Origin of the sequence: Acinetobacter sp. (assembly GCF_039596015.1) — a bacterium.
GTDB lineage: Bacteria > Pseudomonadota > Gammaproteobacteria > Pseudomonadales > Moraxellaceae > Acinetobacter.
The window spans coordinates 20,542-35,798 of record NZ_JBCNKN010000007.1 but is presented as its reverse complement, the minus strand read 5'-3'; the positions used below and the strand labels follow the sequence as shown (position 1 = coordinate 35,798).

Sequence of the window (15,257 nt, the reverse complement as noted above, 5' to 3'; positions counted from 1 at the left end):
AATTTGAAAAATCAAAATAGATTTGTATAATTGTTGAACACTTCATTGGGGAGTAGCCGCTATTTACGCAAGTAAATAGATGATGGTCAACATACTTGTTCACCCGAACATGGCCTTCATAGCAAAGAACTAAATGAGCTTTTCAAAAAGCTTTCTTTTGTTGGCAAGACCTTTGATTTATCACTCCGTAGATTTTGGCTAGCAGGAGAGATGAGTCATTGGTAAATATGCTAGCCAGAGAAAACCCACATGATCGCCTTCTTTTTCTCCCTCGCTGCTGTTTTCGTCTCAGAAATTGGCGACAAAACACAGTTACTCGCACTCCTTCTTGCTGCACGATTTCGTAAACCAATTCCAATTTTAATTGCAATTTTGGCTGCAACAACACTCAACCACGGTTTATCGGCTGTGCTTGGACAATGGCTTACAACAGTTTTAAACCCTGATGTCATGATCTGGATTTTAGCAATTGGCTTTATTGGCATGGCAATTTGGATGCTTATTCCAGATTCGATTGATGAAGAAGAAGACAGTATTGCAAAATGGCAGCGTTTTGGCGTATTTGGTGCAACGTTTATCCTATTCTTCTTGGCGGAAATTGGCGACAAAACTCAAATTGCGACAGTAGCACTTGCCGCACGTTTTGATAATGTTTTGTTGGTGATGTTGGGTACAACAGTGGGAATGATGCTGGCAGATGGACCTGCCGTGTTTATTGGTAATAAATTGGCGGATAAACTTCCGATTTCCCTCATTCATAAAATTGGTGCCTTTATCTTCCTTGCTGTTGGTGTTGCAACATTGGCGCAGCATTATTGGTAAGGTTTCCTTGGGTTATCTAAAATAATTGTACTGGGCTGCTAACAATGGGGTGAATTGATTGTTCCGCAACATTTTGAGCAGCCCTTTAACTTATATTCTTAAATATTTGATCATTAAAAGAGAAAAAATAGAATTTGTGGATTGTATCTTTACTGAAATCCCTATAATTTATAAGAGATAATAATTTATTCAATTTTTTGGGGTTGGGGAAGATGTTTGAACGTACAACATCGCAGGTTCTTTATGACGATGGTTCGCATAAATGTATTCGATTTACGAGTCTAGTAAAGGGAGAAGGAGTTCAGGCCAATCAGTTTTTGATTATTGATCATGAGCGCGCAGCAGTATTAGATCCGGGTGGGGATTTGACCTATGTTCCACTCACTATGGAATTAAATAAATATACAAAACTGAAAAATTTAGACTTTGTCATGGCATCCCATCAAGATCCTGACATTATTACATCCATGCCACGTTGGTTGGTTTATACCGATGCCAAAATTGTTGCATCAAAACTATGGGCACGTTTCCTACCACATTTGAGTTCATCATTTATGAGTGACCGAATGAAGGGGAACTGGGAAGATCGTTTGATTGAGCTCCCAGATCAGGGACAACGCCTACGTGTAGGTTTAAATGATTTACTGGCAATTCCTGCGCACTTTTTGCATTCTGTGGGGAATTTTCAGTTTTATGATCCAATCGCAAAAATTTTATTTTCAGGCGATATGGGCGCATCGATGGTTGATGATGCAGATTTACCTATTACAGACTTCAATGACCATATTCCAAAAATGAAAGGCTTCCACCAGCGTTACATGGGAAGTAATAAAGTGATTCGTTTATGGGTCAATATGGTGCGTGAGTTAGACATCGACATGATTGTTCCGCAACATGGTACTGCTTTTATTGGTAAGACACAGGTCAATCAGTTCCTTGAGTGGGTAGAGCAGTTACAATGCGGTATTGACTTGATGAATGAGCGAATTTTTAGCGTTCCTGTTTAACTGATCCATTATTGTTAAATTCTTTTAAATCTGCAAAAACGAATTTTATTTGCTTTTTTGCAGATTTTCATTTCGATGAACATGCAATTTTATAAAAAATTTGTTTATAATAGCCCACGGAATTTACCAGCGAGATTGTTATGTTGACCATCGTTCAAGAAGCGTTAACCTTCGATGATGTCTTATTAGTCCCTGCCTATTCTACTGTTCTCCCTAAAGATGTTTCACTTAAGTCACGTTTGACACGTGGCATTCAGTTAAATATTCCTCTAGTTTCTGCTGCCATGGATACGGTCACAGAGTCTCGTATGGCAATCGCCATGGCTCAAAACGGTGGTATTGGCATTCTTCATAAAAACATGGACATTGCTGCACAAGCTGCAGAAGTTCGCCGTGTGAAAAAATTTGAAGCAGGTATGGTGAAAGATCCAATTACGGTGACACCAAATACAACTGTACGTGAACTGCTTGCAATTACACAAGCAAACAACATCAGCGGTGTGCCTGTAGTTCTGGATGGGAAAGTAGTGGGTATTGTCACAGGTCGTGACACTCGTTTTGAAACCAATCTTGAACAGCCTGTAAGCAATATCATGACGCCTCAAGAGCGTTTGGTTACAGTAAAAGAAGGCGAGTCTAAAGAAAATATTCAGGCTTTACTTCAAAAACATCGCATTGAAAAAGTGCTTGTAGTCGATGATTACAACGTGCTCAAAGGTTTAATTACGGTAACTGATTTCCGTAAAGCTGAATCTTTCCCAAATAGCTGTAAAGATGACTTAGGTCGTTTACGCGTTGGTGCGGCAGTTGGAACTGGCGCTGAAACACCTGCACGTGTAGAAGCACTTGTTGAAGCTGGCGCAGACGTTATCGTTGTTGATACTGCACATGGTCACTCTGCTGGTGTGATTGAACGTGTACGTTGGGTAAAACAAAACTTCCCTCAAGTACAAGTGATCGGTGGAAACATTGCAACGGGTGATGCAGCATTGGCATTGCTTGATGCAGGTGCTGACGCAGTGAAAGTCGGAATTGGCCCTGGTTCAATTTGTACAACTCGTATTGTTGCAGGGATTGGTGTTCCACAAATTTCTGCAATTGATAACGTTGCAGCTGCATTGAAAGAACAGATTCCATTGATTGCAGATGGCGGTATCCGTTTCTCTGGCGATATGGCGAAAGCGATTGCTGCGGGTGCAAGCACGATCATGGTTGGTTCTTTGATGGCGGGTACAGAAGAAGCACCAGGTGAAGTTGAATTCTTCCAAGGTCGTTACTACAAGTCTTACCGTGGTATGGGATCATTGGGTGCGATGGCTGGTTCTTCAGGTTCTGCTGACCGTTATTTCCAAGATGCTAAAGCAGGTGCAGAGAAACTTGTACCAGAAGGGATTGAAGGTCGTGTACCTTACAAAGGCCCAATGAGTGCAATTGTTCACCAAATGATGGGTGGTTTACGTTCATCAATGGGTTATACAGGTTCTGCAACGGTTGAAGATCTTCGTCAAAATGCCAAATTTGTGAAAATTACTTCAGCAGGTATGAAAGAGTCTCACGTTCATGATGTCACAATTACCAAAGAAGCGCCTAACTATCGCGTTGGTTAATTGCATCATTTCGTAAAATCATGCGTAAAAAAGCCGTCAATTCATGACGGCTTTTTTGTTTTGGTGTAAAGTATTTCAAATTGTGAATAATATATGGTTTGAGCAATAACAAACCTTTAAGGCCAGTGAGAGAAGCATGAGTTATTTTGGCACAGATGGTATTCGTGGAAAATTTGGACAACTTCCAATTACGCCAGAATTTGCATTAAAGCTGGGGTTTGCGGCAGGAAAAGTACTTAAAAAACAAAATCCTGAACATAAACCTGTCGTTGTACTTGGTAAAGATACCCGATTGTCAGGGTATATCTTGGAAGCAGCTTTGCAGTCAGGTTTAAATGCAGCAGGTGTTTATGTTCATTTGCTTGGTCCTTTACCAACACCTGCAATTGCACATTTAACTCGTGCGTTACATGCAGATGCGGGAATTGTGATTTCGGCTTCGCATAATCCATTTTTTGATAACGGGATTAAATTTTTCTCTGATGAAGGGAAAAAGCTACCGAATGAGTTGCAAGAAGCGATTAATCAGGAACTTGAAAAAGATATTCTGATTGATAACCCAGCTCAGCTTGGAAAAAGCGTACGGGTGAAAGATGCCAATGGCCGTTACATTGAGTTCTGTAAATCAACTTTCCCATACCATTGTAGTTTACGTCATTTAAGAATTGTGGTGGACTGTGCTAATGGTGCGGCTTATAACGTTGGGCCTGCGGTGTTCCGTGAATTGGGCGCACGTGTCACAGCGATTTACAATGAACCGAATGGTTTGAATATCAATGAAAACTGTGGATCGACTCATCCTGAAAATCTACAAAAAGCGGTTATTGAACATAATGCCGATGTCGGGATTGCGTTCGATGGCGATGCTGACCGTGTGATGATGGTGGATCGCTATGGTAATTTGATTGATGGCGATTATATTTTATATATTTTGGCGACACAGGCAAAACAAAAACCGACAGGTATTGTGGGTACGGTCATGAGCAACATGGCGCTTGAATTGGCTTTAGAAAAAGCGAATATACCTTTTGTTCGTGCCAATGTTGGTGACCGCTATGTTTTACAAGCATTAGAAGATAATAATTGGGTCGTTGGTGGTGAACCTTCGGGACACATCTTAACCCTCGATAAGAGTACAACAGGTGATGCAATTATTTCTGCATTGCAAGTTTTAAGTGTAATGGTAGAACAAAATAAAGCCTTACACGAGTTGGTTGAAGGGTTCCATTTGTTCCCTCAGGTTTTGGTCAATGTTCGCCTAGAACAAATGATTGACCCGTTTGCAGTACCTGCATTGGTGCAATTGTTTGAACAAGCCGAGCAGCAACTTAAAGGAAGAGGTCGTCTATTAATTCGTAAATCGGGTACAGAACCGATGATTCGCGTGATGGTAGAGGGTGATCAACAGCAAGAGGTAACGGAGTTAGCAAACCGTTTGGCTGACGCAATTCGTCAACATGCTTAGGGGATACCCTGATGAAAGATGTGATTAAAGATTTAAGTGAACTGCGCATGAGTTATGAGCAGGGGGAATTACTTGAGTCTCAGGTAAAACAAAATCCGCATGAACAGTTTCTGGACTGGTTCAACTTTTCATTGGCTGCCAATTTACATGAGCCGTATGCCATGTCAGTTGCGACGGCTGATGTACAGGGGCGACCACATGTCCGAACACTATTGTTGCGTGGTGCAACAGAACAAGGTTATGATTTTTATACTAATTATGATAGCCAAAAAGGTTTGGATCTGGCGGAAAACCCTTATGCCGAACTGCTGTTCTATTGGCCAAGTTTAGAGCGTCAAGTGCGGATTCATGGACATGTCATCAAGATTTCACAAGATGAATCGACAAGTTATTATCATAAACGTCCACGTGATAGCCAAATTGCAGCACATATTAGTACACCACAAAGTGGTGTGATTGCCAGCCGAGAAGAATTGCAGCAGCGTTTCGCTCAGTTACAGGATCGGGTTCAAGCGCAAGCAGAGCTAGAAAAACCAGAGTTCTGGGGAGGTTATCGCTTGCAACCGACTGCCTATGAGTTCTGGCAAGGTCGTCCAAACCGTTTACATGACCGTCTGCACTATGAGAAGCAAGACGGGCAGTGGATTTTGCAGCGTTTAATGCCGTAAAAATGAAAAATATTCAAATTCAACAACGACCTTTTTTAACACGCCCTGAAAATTTTCAGGGCATGTTGCCTTTTATGGCAAATATCTTCGCACGTCGTGGCATTGCTTCTGAGCAAGATTTGCAGCTTAAACTACAGCATCTATTACCACCACATTTGAAAGGATTGGATCAGGCGGTTGAACTCATCAATCAGGCCATTGATCAGCAACAAAAAATTGTGATTGTGGGGGATTATGATGCCGATGGTGCAACCAGTACCGCACTCATGATTTTGGCTTTGCGGGACATGGGGGCAGATGTCGATTATTTGGTTCCTGACCGTTTTAAATATGGTTATGGACTAACGCCTCCAATTGCTGACCTTGTGCAAGAACGGTTTCAGCCAGCATTACTGATTACTGTTGATAATGGTATTTCGAGCCATGCGGGCGTTGCACAGGCACAGCAATATGGTATGAAAGTCATTGTGACCGATCATCACCTGACCACCAAAGATGCACCAGATGCCGACGCGATTGTGAACCCGAACCAACTGGGGTGTGATTTTCCCAGTAAAGCCTTGGCGGGTGTGGGCGTTGCTTTTTATGTGTTGGCACGTTTGTCATCGTTACGTCGTGGTGAAGGCAAGGCGAGTAGTCATTTGCCACAATATTTAGACCTTGTTGCTTTAGGCACTTATGCCGATGTTGCTGCATTAGATTATAACAACCGTATTTTAATTGATGCGGGGGTTAAGCGGATTCAACAGCAGCAAGCACGTAAAGGCATTTTGGCATTACTTGAGGTTTCAGGGCGAGAGGTGGCTGAGTTTAAGGCGCAGGATTTTGGTTTTGTTTTAGGCCCGCGCTTAAATGCGGCAGGTCGTATGGAAACCATGGAAATCGGAATTGAATGCTTACTTGCAGAAGATTACGCTACCGCCCATGCCATCGCACAACAATTACAGCAGCTTAATTTAGAGCGTCGACAGGTTGAGGCTGAAATTAAGCAAGATGCATTGCAAACCTTAGAGCAAATTCAGCTTGATGAAAATGAACTACCTGCTGCATTGGTTTTGCATGAACCACATTGGCATCAGGGGGTGATAGGTATTGTTGCAGGTCGTTTAAAAGAGCAATTTCATCGCCCAAGTATTGTTTTTGCAGCCGATGAAGATGGAATTCATTTAAAAGGTTCGGCACGTTCCATAGATGGCATTCATATTCGAGATGCAATTGAACATGTGGCACAGCAACATCCACATCTTGTTCGTTACTTTGGCGGACATGCAGCCGCGGCTGGTTTAACCATTGAGAAGCAACACTTTTCTGAATTTAAACACTGTCTTACTCAATATATTCAACATATGGATGCTGAGTTATTCCAAATGACGCTTTGGACAGATGGCGAATTACCTGTAGAGGCTTTTCAACTGACCACAGTAGATTTAATTGAGCAACATGGCCCGTGGGGACAAAAATTTCCAGCACCTGTGTTTGAAGGGTGGTTTACCGTTGGGGATTATCGTTGGCTCAAAGAAAAACATTTGAAACTCAACTTGTTGCTTGAAAATGGTCAAAGTGTTGATGCTATCGCCTTTAATGCAGCAGATCAGTTTGATTTTAATTCGATGATCGACAAAGTACATTTGGTGTATGAGTTAGACCGTAATATCTTTAATGGCACAACCCGTTTACAACTGCGTGTTGTACATTTAAAGCAATAAAAAACACTCTCGAAGGAGTGTTTTTTATATGAGCTGAGGTTTAGAAACGGTAAGCCGCACCCACAGTATAGGTATTGTAATCATCACCGAAACCAATACGACCATTTACACTGACGTTGTTGGTAAAGTATTTGTCGGCACGAATACCCCATTGATCCTGATTAATCGATTTATCTTTGGTGTAGTCTGCACCAAAACTTAATGTTTTATCGATGAAGTAGTCACCACCGACATAGTACTGTTTATTTTCTTTATCGCCAAACACGCCACGCGCTTCTAAGTTAACATCATGTTGACCGACTTGAGTGACATATTTTGCACGTAAGGTTGGATCTACACCGTTACTACCATGTTCTGTGTCATAACCCTGAGCACCGACAGCAACCAATAAACCTGGCGCAGGAAGATAACCGACTTCGGCACTATAAAGTGTGGTTTTTACTTTTGGATTATGGTCGTATCGAAATTCATTACGACCAACATCGGCGCCAATATAAAAATCAGAGTTTGGAATATAATAGCCTACACCACCACTATATTGAGTGTTTGTTGTGCCATCGTTGTCGCCATAATTGACATTGGCATGGACATTACTCGCACGGTCTAGAAATGCAGCTTCTTTTAGTGGCGCATTACGTGTCTGAACGGGATTAAAATAATAAGTACCATTTAGACCAAATTGACTGACACCATTCCCATGATCAGGGTCTAGATAGTTATAAGAACCACCAACTTCAGCTTGATATGCGTTTGCGACGCCTGTAAGGCTTAAACCTGTGAAAAGCACAGTTGCAAGAAGTGTTTTTTTCATAGAACCTTCCCTCCAAAAGTTATTCATTTTTTGTTACAAGTTTTAAGTCTAGAGAAAAAATTAAAAGGGTCAACGCTTGCTAAGTAACAGCTTTGTAATAATGTAAAATTGTGTAACATTTAAAATATAAGATGATGATTTATAATAGAAAGTTTAAATGTTTAGTTTTATTAAGTATGTAAATGGATTGTGAAAAATATTGAATTTTGTTTATTTTTTGAGTTGTTACAAAACATGTTTATGGGTTGCAATGCGATATTATTTGTATTAAGCGTGATTATTAAATAGTCATCATTCAGATTATTCGTATCTGTTGATGTTGTTTCATAGGTGATAAAGACCCGAATCAAGGCATATATATCCCCATTTCACTCTATGATAAAATAGCGAAGATTTTATTTTGCAAAGAGAACATTCACGTGGAAATTAATCCGTATCTAAACCAATTAAAAGACTTAACTGATCGTAGCCAAACACTACGGGGGTATCTTTGACTACGATCTGAAAAAAGAGCGTTTAGAAGAAGTTTTACGTGAATTAGAAGATCCTGCAATCTGGAATGACCAAAGTCGTGCACAGACGATGGCAAAAGAAAAAGGCGAGTTAGAAAATACGATTGGGGTATTGGATAGTCTTGCTGAACAGCTTGAAGATGCCAGAGCGATGTTGGATTTGGCTGTAGAAGCAGATGATGAAAGCCTATTAGATGATGTACAAGCCGAATTAACCACGGCTGAAGAAGCATTGGCAAAACTAGAATTCCGCCGTATGTTCAGTAACCCGATGGACCCGAACCCTTGCTATGTGGAAATTCAAGCAGGTTCAGGTGGTACAGAAGCACAGGATTGGGCATCGATGCTACTTCGAATGTACCTGCGCTGGATTGAACGCCATGGTTTTAAATTTGAACTAATGGAAGTTTCTGACGGTGATGTTGCAGGGATTAAATCTGCAACCATTCGTGTTGAAGGTGAATATGCTTATGGTTGGTTGCGTACCGAATCTGGTGTACACCGTTTAGTGCGTAAATCACCATTTGACAGTGGTAACCGTCGCCATACGTCATTCTCTGCGGTGTTTATTTCACCTGAAGTTGATGACAACATTGAAATTGATATTAACCCGTCGGATGTCCGTACAGATACCTATCGTGCATCAGGTGCAGGTGGTCAGCACATTAACAAAACCGACTCTGCGGTACGTTTAACGCATATTCCAACAGGAATTGTGGTGGCATGTCAGAACCAACGTTCACAACATGCCAACCGTGACCATGCGTGGAAACAATTACGTGCCAAACTTTATGAGTTGGAAATGAGCAAACGTAATGAAGCGGCTCAAGCACTTGAAGACTCGAAGTCTGATATTGGTTGGGGTAGTCAGATTCGTTCTTATGTTTTAGATGACTCACGCATTAAAGACTTACGTACCGGTGTTGAGAATTCGAACACAGGTGCAGTTTTAGATGGCGATTTAGACAAGTTTATTGAAGCGAGTTTAAAGAAAGGACTCTAACTTTCTAAATCATTGAAACAACAAAGCATTTCAGTTCTGGTTTGTATATTGTAAATTTGCGATACAAATATCGAAAAAAATAGATATTAAAATCGTAAAAATACGATATGATAATTCTAAATGCTGAACAATGCTTTGTCCGTTTAAAAGAAGATGTGTTGTCTATGGATATTGATGCAATTAGCAAAGCCTTGGCAAACCCTCTACGTCGGCAAATTTTGCAATGGTTAAAAGAGCCAATGCACTATTTGCCTGTTGAAGAATGTGGGGGAAATTTTGAACGGGGCGTCTGTGCAGGACAAATCGAACGCTTGGGCAAGGTTGCACAATCGACCATGTCCAATCATTTATCTGTGTTGCAACAGGCAGGTCTTATTCAGGTGGAAAAATATGGGCAATGGTCATATTTCTCACGTAATGAAGCTTTGATTCAGCAGTATATTGAACATTTAAAACAAACACTTTAAACCGATAAAGTGTAAGTCGAGGCAATACAATGGCTGAGCTTAATTCTTCTCTCAAAGTTGGTGATTTTGAAATTAAAAATCGTTTGGTGATGGCACCATTAACGCGTGCGCGTAGTGGTGAAAGCCGTGTACCGAATGACTTGATGGTTGAGTATTATCAGCAGCGTGCCAATGCAGGTTTAATTCTGACGGAAGCAACCGTAATTGGTGCTAAGGCCGTTGGTTATGCAGATACACCGGGGCTTTGGTCTGAAGAACAAGCACAAGGTTGGAACAAAATTGTTGAAGCCGTGCATGCACAAGGTTCAAAAATTGTGGTTCAGCTTTGGCATGTAGGACGTATTTCTGACCCGGAGCTTTTGGGTGGCGATATTCCTGTTGCACCAAGTGCTTTACAGCCAGCCGGTGAAGTAAGCTTGCTTCGACCAAAACGTCCGTATGTGACTCCGCGAGCATTGTCTGTTGAAGAAATTCAGGAAATTGTGGCGCAGTACAAACACTCAGCAGAACTGGCTAAAGCAGCAGGTTTTGATGGGGTAGAGTTACATGCAGCCAATGGTTATTTAATTGATCAGTTCTTGCAAAGTAACACCAACCAACGTGATGACGAATATGGCGGTCCAGTTGAAAACCGTGCACGTTTGTTGTTAGAAGTGGTCGATGCTTTTATTGAGGTTTGGGGTGCAGGCCGTGTCGGTGTTCACATTGCACCGCGTGCTGATTCACACGATATGGGCGATGAAAACCCATTGGCAATCTTTGGTTATGTGGTTGAACAACTCAGCCAGCGTAACGTTGCATTTATTTTCTCGCGGGAATATGAAGCAGCCGATAGCATTGGCCCTAAACTTCGCCAAAAATTTAGTGGTGTATGGATTGCCAATGAAAACCTGACACCCGAGTCAGCAAAACGTATTTTGGCGGAAGGTACAGCCGATGCAGTATCTTTTGGTAAGGCTTATATTGCCAATCCAGACTTGTTTACTCGCTTAGAGAAAAACTTGCCATTGAATGAACTTCAATTTGCCACTTTATATGCTAAAGATGGTGAAGGTTATACGGATTATCCGACTGCCTAATTAATGCTCAGTTTTCGATTTGTTTTTGTGTCGGAGCTCTACTTGCTTGAAATGCGATTTCAGCCTTTGGCTCGACCTACTTTTCTTTCGGGAAAAGTAGGCAAAACCATTAGTCATTCGCTGAACTCGTCAGTTACCAATCAAGTGATTGATTAATCGCAGAAACATTAAATTTTTAATGTAGTCCTGCCTCAAACAGCAGCGAATGACGTTTCCGTGTATCCCATATTGTTTATACATTCAATTCTGCCATTTTTTTATCTATGCTATATTTCCCTCAATTTGAAAATTTGATTGTTTGAGGCACCCCGTTTGGCGACCCCATTTTGGTATAACACCGCACTTTCATTCCTAAAACCACTTTATCGTTGGCGCATTAAAAAACGTGCGGAAAATTTGCAACAATACCATCAAGAATGTCTGGAACGGTTTGGTCCATTTCAATCTCCAAAAAATAAACATGCCATTTGGTTTCATGCCGTTTCTGTGGGGGAAACCAACGCTGCACAGCCTTTAATTGAACATTATTTAAAACAGGGGCATCCTGTCTTGGTGACCAATACCACCAAAACGGGTCAGGCGAGGGTGAAATCATTATTTTTGAAAGCTCCCTATCTAGACCTGTTTCAAGCAGTTTATCTGCCAGTCGATCAAAAGTATTTGCTTAAACAGTTTTTCGAGATGTACCAACCACGGTTGCTGGCATTGGTTGAAACCGAACTCTGGCCCAACCTGATTGATCAAGCACATCAGCAACAGATTCCATGTGTGTTGTTAAATGCCCGACTTTCGGACAAATCAGCCAAGGGTTATGGCAAAGTTCTCGCCCTGACTAAACCGATGCTACAGAAGTTAAACTGGATGCTGGCTCAGGATATTGCAACACAGCAGCGTTATCAGACTTTGGGGATGGCTATAGATAAAAGTCAGGTGGTGGGTAATATTAAATTTGATATCCATGCACCAGATCATTTTGTTGAACAAGCCTTGCAACTCAAACAGCAATGGCAGTTACAGCAACGAAAAGTGATCACCATTGCTAGTACCCATGCCCCTGAAGAGCAGCAATTATTACAACAATTACAAGTAAAATTAGCAGCAGATCCAACACTGGTTTGCATTGTTGTTCCACGTCATCCCGAACGATTTGAAGAGGTTTTTCAATTGAGTCAACGGTTGGGGCTGATGACACATCGTCGTAGTTTACAACAGCACATTACACCTGAAACACAGGTGTATTTGGCAGATAGTATGGGGGAACTTTGGTTATGGTATGCCCTGAGTCAGGTTTGTTTTGTCGGAGGTTCACTCAATGAACCAGGCGGTGGACATAATATATTAGAACCCTTGACCTTGGATATTCCTACGGTTATTGGCCCTCGTTATTTTAATTTTCAAAGCATGGTGGATGAATTTGTTTCAGCACAAGGTCTATTGGTTGGAGAGAATGCCCAAGCAGTTGTGGAACGATTAGAGCAGTGCCTAAATGACAAAGCCTTTGCACAGCAGTTGACGGCACATGCACAGCAAGTTGTACTTAAAAATAAAGGTTCATTACAACAACATATTGCATTAATTGATCGTTTCTTAAAAACAGCACCATGAATATTGTACTTTTAGAACAAGAGCAGACACAGTCTGGCGAATGGGCGATTGAATCACCACGCCAATTACAGCATTTACAACAACATTTACAGGTGCAGGCGGGAGACCAACTAAAAATAGGGGCACGTGATGGTTTGCGCTATTTAACCGAGGTAACTTCGGTTGAAGAACATCGGGTTTGTGTACGCCCAATTCAACAAGAATCAATTCCAGATAAGTTGTCTGTACGTTTGGTTGTGGCCTTACCTAGACCTAAAGTGTTACGCCGTCTTGTGATGGATAGCGTGACCTTGGGCGTCAGTCATCTGCATCTTATTCACAGTTATCGGGTGGATAAAAGCTATTGGCAGACGCCTTTTTTACGGCAGTTACAGGATTATGTCACCTTAGGGCTAGAACAGGCAGGCGATACGATTGCCCCTGAGGTTACGTTACATCAACGCTTTAAACCTTTTGTTGAAGATGTTTTGCCACAATGGATTAGCCCAACGCAACCTGCATTTGTTGCTCATCCATATGCAGAGCAGACCATGCCACAGGGTATTGATACGCCATGTACCTTGATTATTGGGCCAGAAGGGGGATTTATTCCCTATGAAGTGGATTTAATGCAAAAAAATGGTTGCCAAGCTATGCACATTGGCAACCGAATCTTACGAACTGAAACCGCAATTTCTTATATTTTGGGTCGGCTTGGCAATTAAGTAGGTTGCTGAACCTTAATTTCTTGCACAGGGTATGGAATGGTGATTTTGTGACTGTCGAAAGAGTGAATCACATGTTCCTGAAGTTCACTCACTGAAGCGGCAATATTGGTTTCAGTGGTATCAATCCACCAACGGACGCGTAAATTGACAGATGAATCGGCAAGCGCATCAACATTGACAGAATAAGACGGCTGGCTTAATACATTACGATTCTGATCCAACAGATTCAAAATAATTTCTTTGGCTTTTTGCACATCGTCATCGTAGCCAATACCAACAATAAACTCGCAACGACGACGTTGGTATGCCGTGTTGACTGTAATGGCACTGGTATAAACAGTTGCATTAGGAATTACAATGCGACGACCATCATACGAACGTAAAAATGTTGCACGAATCTGAATATCTTCAACAGTACCTTCCATCCCATTACAGATAATATCATCGCCAATACGGAAAGGTTCGCTGAGTAAAATCAGGATTCCAGAAAGCAGGTTTTGGAAAATATCTTTAAATGCAAAACCAATGGCAACGGAACCGATACCCAGGGCACTCATGAGCTGACCTGGGGTAAACCCGGGAATTGAGATGACCAGTGCAATCAGAAACCCAAAGAATAAAATAGCAGATGTACCAACACGGTTGAGCACCAACACCAAGTTTTGTCGGGTATAAGAACGATTTTCCAGTGTTTTACGGACAAAAAACTTAAATATTTTGGTAAGTAACCAGAAAATCACGAATACCACAATGGCAATACAGATATAAGGAACACGTTCCCAAAAACTGTCCATGATCTTATCAATGGTGGTGTAGGCATCATGATATTTTTCAGTATGTGCTAATACTGACTCAGTGGTTTTTTTACCTGCTTCTTGAATTAGATGCGAGGTATCCTGTGCAACATTTTGTATTGTTGAGGATGAGTTTTCTGCCACAATAAATTGTCCCAAAATAAAAAACGCCATATTTTGCCCGAAACCCAATAGGAATTTAATGGGCAAACCAGTTTAATTACGTTAAAAGATCCAGTAATTTCGTTAAAAGTAAGCGGTTCCTCTTTGAATGAGTTGCTGCGGTGCTTCAATTTCGCCTGTACCCATCAAATAAGAAACGGTACTGCTGATTGAAATCAAACTGAATAGACTTAAGACAATCATAAACCAAGCGAGCATCTTTTCCCATGCAGCAGTTGGTCTAGGTGCGCCATATTGGTTAAACCGTTCTGAGCCACGGGCAACCAGCAAATAAAAAGCAAAGAAGATATTTAGCAACGGAATGAAATAGAGTAAACATAACCAGCCGCTTTGGTTGAGGTCATGTAGCCTACGAATGGTAAACACCCAGTTCAGATAAGCGAAAAACAGCAGAATGAAGGCCATACTGAAACCAAAAACAAAACTCTGATGTCGGAGGGTGTGCTCATCGATATTGAATGTATTGAGATTCAGTATTCCCATAAAAAAAGAAACACCGAACAAGGCAAGAACCAGTAAAATTTGTCCAAAACCAAGCCATGCCATATAGCTCAGCCGATTAAAGCGACCACGAGAAGAAAAAGGATGATCTTTAGTATTATTTTGGGTTGTTTTATGAAAAAAAGAAGAAGGTCGTTGTTGTGTGGTCATGGATGTAATCCATTGCAATAAAAAGAGAGTTTATGGTCTAAAAATAGCACCGATTGCTGAATTTGGTGAGAAAAACATCCATTGTATTGTATAATAAATATACGACCAAAGCAGCATTGCTGTATGTGGTACGCAACTTTCATACTGATGAAAATACACAATAACAAACA

At 41.3% G+C, this 15,257-nt stretch carries 14 protein-coding genes and 1 riboswitch; of the genes, 11 read left to right on the top strand and 3 right to left on the bottom strand.

Annotation, left to right across the window (positions count from 1 at the left end):
- The first annotated feature begins 35 nt into the window (after positions 1 to 35).
- Positions 36 to 177: riboswitch (yybP-ykoY riboswitch) on the top strand.
- A 72-nt stretch (positions 178 to 249) separates the two neighbouring features.
- The 6 genes from ABDV70_RS08820 to recJ all read left to right on the top strand — a co-directional run bounded on the left by ABDV70_RS08820 (position 250) and on the right by recJ (position 7,275).
- Complete coding sequence (locus tag ABDV70_RS08820; RefSeq protein WP_343597115.1) at positions 250 to 822, top strand: TMEM165/GDT1 family protein; 573 nt, start codon at positions 250 to 252, stop codon at positions 820 to 822.
- A 212-nt stretch (positions 823 to 1,034) separates the two neighbouring features.
- A complete protein-coding gene (locus ABDV70_RS08815; RefSeq protein ID WP_343597113.1) occupies positions 1,035 to 1,829 on the top strand; it encodes an MBL fold metallo-hydrolase in 795 nt (264 codons plus the stop codon).
- A 140-nt stretch (positions 1,830 to 1,969) separates the two neighbouring features.
- Complete coding sequence (guaB, locus tag ABDV70_RS08810) at positions 1,970 to 3,436, top strand: IMP dehydrogenase (RefSeq protein ID WP_343597111.1); 1,467 nt, start codon at positions 1,970 to 1,972, stop codon at positions 3,434 to 3,436.
- 136 nt (positions 3,437 to 3,572) lie between these two features.
- Positions 3,573 to 4,901: a phosphoglucosamine mutase gene (gene glmM, locus ABDV70_RS08805; protein ID WP_343597109.1), complete on the top strand. Its 1,329-nt coding sequence runs from the start codon at positions 3,573 to 3,575 to the stop codon at positions 4,899 to 4,901.
- Positions 4,902 to 4,912: 11 nt separating this feature from the next.
- Positions 4,913 to 5,569, top strand: a complete 657-nt coding sequence (gene pdxH, locus ABDV70_RS08800) for a pyridoxamine 5'-phosphate oxidase (RefSeq protein ID WP_343597107.1) — start codon at positions 4,913 to 4,915, stop codon at positions 5,567 to 5,569.
- A gap of 2 nt (positions 5,570 to 5,571) precedes the next feature.
- Complete coding sequence (gene recJ / locus ABDV70_RS08795) at positions 5,572 to 7,275, top strand: single-stranded-DNA-specific exonuclease RecJ (RefSeq protein WP_343597105.1); 1,704 nt, start codon at positions 5,572 to 5,574, stop codon at positions 7,273 to 7,275.
- A 40-nt stretch (positions 7,276 to 7,315) separates the two neighbouring features.
- Here recJ and ABDV70_RS08790 read toward each other — a convergent pair whose 3' ends face one another.
- Positions 7,316 to 8,086: a putative porin gene (locus ABDV70_RS08790; RefSeq protein WP_343597104.1), complete on the bottom strand. Its 771-nt coding sequence runs from the start codon at positions 8,084 to 8,086 to the stop codon at positions 7,316 to 7,318.
- Between the two features lie 419 nt (positions 8,087 to 8,505).
- On the opposite strand from ABDV70_RS08790, the gene prfB reads away from it, so the two are divergent.
- The 5 genes from prfB to ABDV70_RS08765 all read left to right on the top strand — a co-directional run bounded on the left by prfB (position 8,506) and on the right by ABDV70_RS08765 (position 13,456).
- Positions 8,506 to 9,601 (top strand): peptide chain release factor 2 gene (prfB, locus tag ABDV70_RS08785; RefSeq protein ID WP_343597102.1). Its coding sequence is split into 2 segments (ribosomal slippage): positions 8,506 to 8,577 and positions 8,579 to 9,601, totalling 1,095 coding nucleotides; the frame shifts between segments, so codons are not numbered across the junction.
- 164 nt (positions 9,602 to 9,765) lie between these two features.
- Positions 9,766 to 10,068, top strand: a complete 303-nt coding sequence (locus ABDV70_RS08780; protein ID WP_343597264.1) for a helix-turn-helix transcriptional regulator — start codon at positions 9,766 to 9,768, stop codon at positions 10,066 to 10,068.
- A 29-nt stretch (positions 10,069 to 10,097) separates the two neighbouring features.
- Positions 10,098 to 11,147: an alkene reductase gene (locus tag ABDV70_RS08775; RefSeq protein ID WP_343597100.1), complete on the top strand. Its 1,050-nt coding sequence runs from the start codon at positions 10,098 to 10,100 to the stop codon at positions 11,145 to 11,147.
- 312 nt (positions 11,148 to 11,459) lie between these two features.
- Entirely contained in the window at positions 11,460 to 12,752 is a 1,293-nt protein-coding gene (locus ABDV70_RS08770; protein WP_343597099.1) for a 3-deoxy-D-manno-octulosonic acid transferase, read from the top strand.
- Positions 12,749 to 13,456 carry a 16S rRNA (uracil(1498)-N(3))-methyltransferase gene (locus ABDV70_RS08765; protein WP_343597097.1) on the top strand — a complete coding sequence of 236 codons (708 nt, stop codon included), beginning with the start codon at positions 12,749 to 12,751 and terminating at the stop codon, positions 13,454 to 13,456. Before ABDV70_RS08770 ends, ABDV70_RS08765 begins: the two co-directional genes overlap by 4 nt.
- Here ABDV70_RS08765 and ABDV70_RS08760 read toward each other — a convergent pair.
- Both ABDV70_RS08760 and ABDV70_RS08755 read right to left on the bottom strand, forming a co-directional pair.
- On the bottom strand, positions 13,453 to 14,427 hold the full coding sequence (locus tag ABDV70_RS08760; protein WP_343597095.1) for a mechanosensitive ion channel family protein: 975 nt from the start codon (positions 14,425 to 14,427) through the stop codon (positions 13,453 to 13,455). The two genes, ABDV70_RS08765 and ABDV70_RS08760, sit on opposite strands and share 4 nt — an antisense overlap.
- Positions 14,428 to 14,499: 72 nt before the next feature.
- Positions 14,500 to 15,087, bottom strand: coding sequence for a DUF805 domain-containing protein (locus ABDV70_RS08755; RefSeq protein WP_343597093.1), 588 nt, complete (start codon positions 15,085 to 15,087; stop codon positions 14,500 to 14,502).
- Positions 15,088 to 15,257 lie beyond the last annotated feature (170 nt).

Excerpts from the sequence above, each read along its gene's own strand:
- ABDV70_RS08820 (WP_343597115.1), top strand. The coding sequence starts at position 250 with ATGATCGCCTTCTTTTTCTCCCTCGCTGCTGTTTTCGTCTCAGAAATT.
- ABDV70_RS08815 (WP_343597113.1), top strand. The coding sequence starts at position 1,035 with ATGTTTGAACGTACAACATCGCAGGTTCTTTATGACGATGGTTCGCAT.
- guaB (WP_343597111.1), top strand. The coding sequence starts at position 1,970 with ATGTTGACCATCGTTCAAGAAGCGTTAACCTTCGATGATGTCTTATTA.
- glmM (WP_343597109.1), top strand. The coding sequence starts at position 3,573 with ATGAGTTATTTTGGCACAGATGGTATTCGTGGAAAATTTGGACAACTT.
- pdxH (WP_343597107.1), top strand. The coding sequence starts at position 4,913 with ATGAAAGATGTGATTAAAGATTTAAGTGAACTGCGCATGAGTTATGAG.
- recJ (WP_343597105.1), top strand. The coding sequence starts at position 5,572 with ATGAAAAATATTCAAATTCAACAACGACCTTTTTTAACACGCCCTGAA.
- ABDV70_RS08790 (WP_343597104.1), bottom strand. The coding sequence starts at position 8,086 with ATGAAAAAAACACTTCTTGCAACTGTGCTTTTCACAGGTTTAAGCCTT.
- ABDV70_RS08780 (WP_343597264.1), top strand. The coding sequence starts at position 9,766 with ATGGATATTGATGCAATTAGCAAAGCCTTGGCAAACCCTCTACGTCGG.
- ABDV70_RS08775 (WP_343597100.1), top strand. The coding sequence starts at position 10,098 with ATGGCTGAGCTTAATTCTTCTCTCAAAGTTGGTGATTTTGAAATTAAA.
- ABDV70_RS08765 (WP_343597097.1), top strand. The coding sequence starts at position 12,749 with ATGAATATTGTACTTTTAGAACAAGAGCAGACACAGTCTGGCGAATGG.
- ABDV70_RS08760 (WP_343597095.1), bottom strand. The coding sequence starts at position 14,427 with ATGGCGTTTTTTATTTTGGGACAATTTATTGTGGCAGAAAACTCATCC.
- ABDV70_RS08755 (WP_343597093.1), bottom strand. The coding sequence starts at position 15,087 with ATGACCACACAACAACGACCTTCTTCTTTTTTTCATAAAACAACCCAA.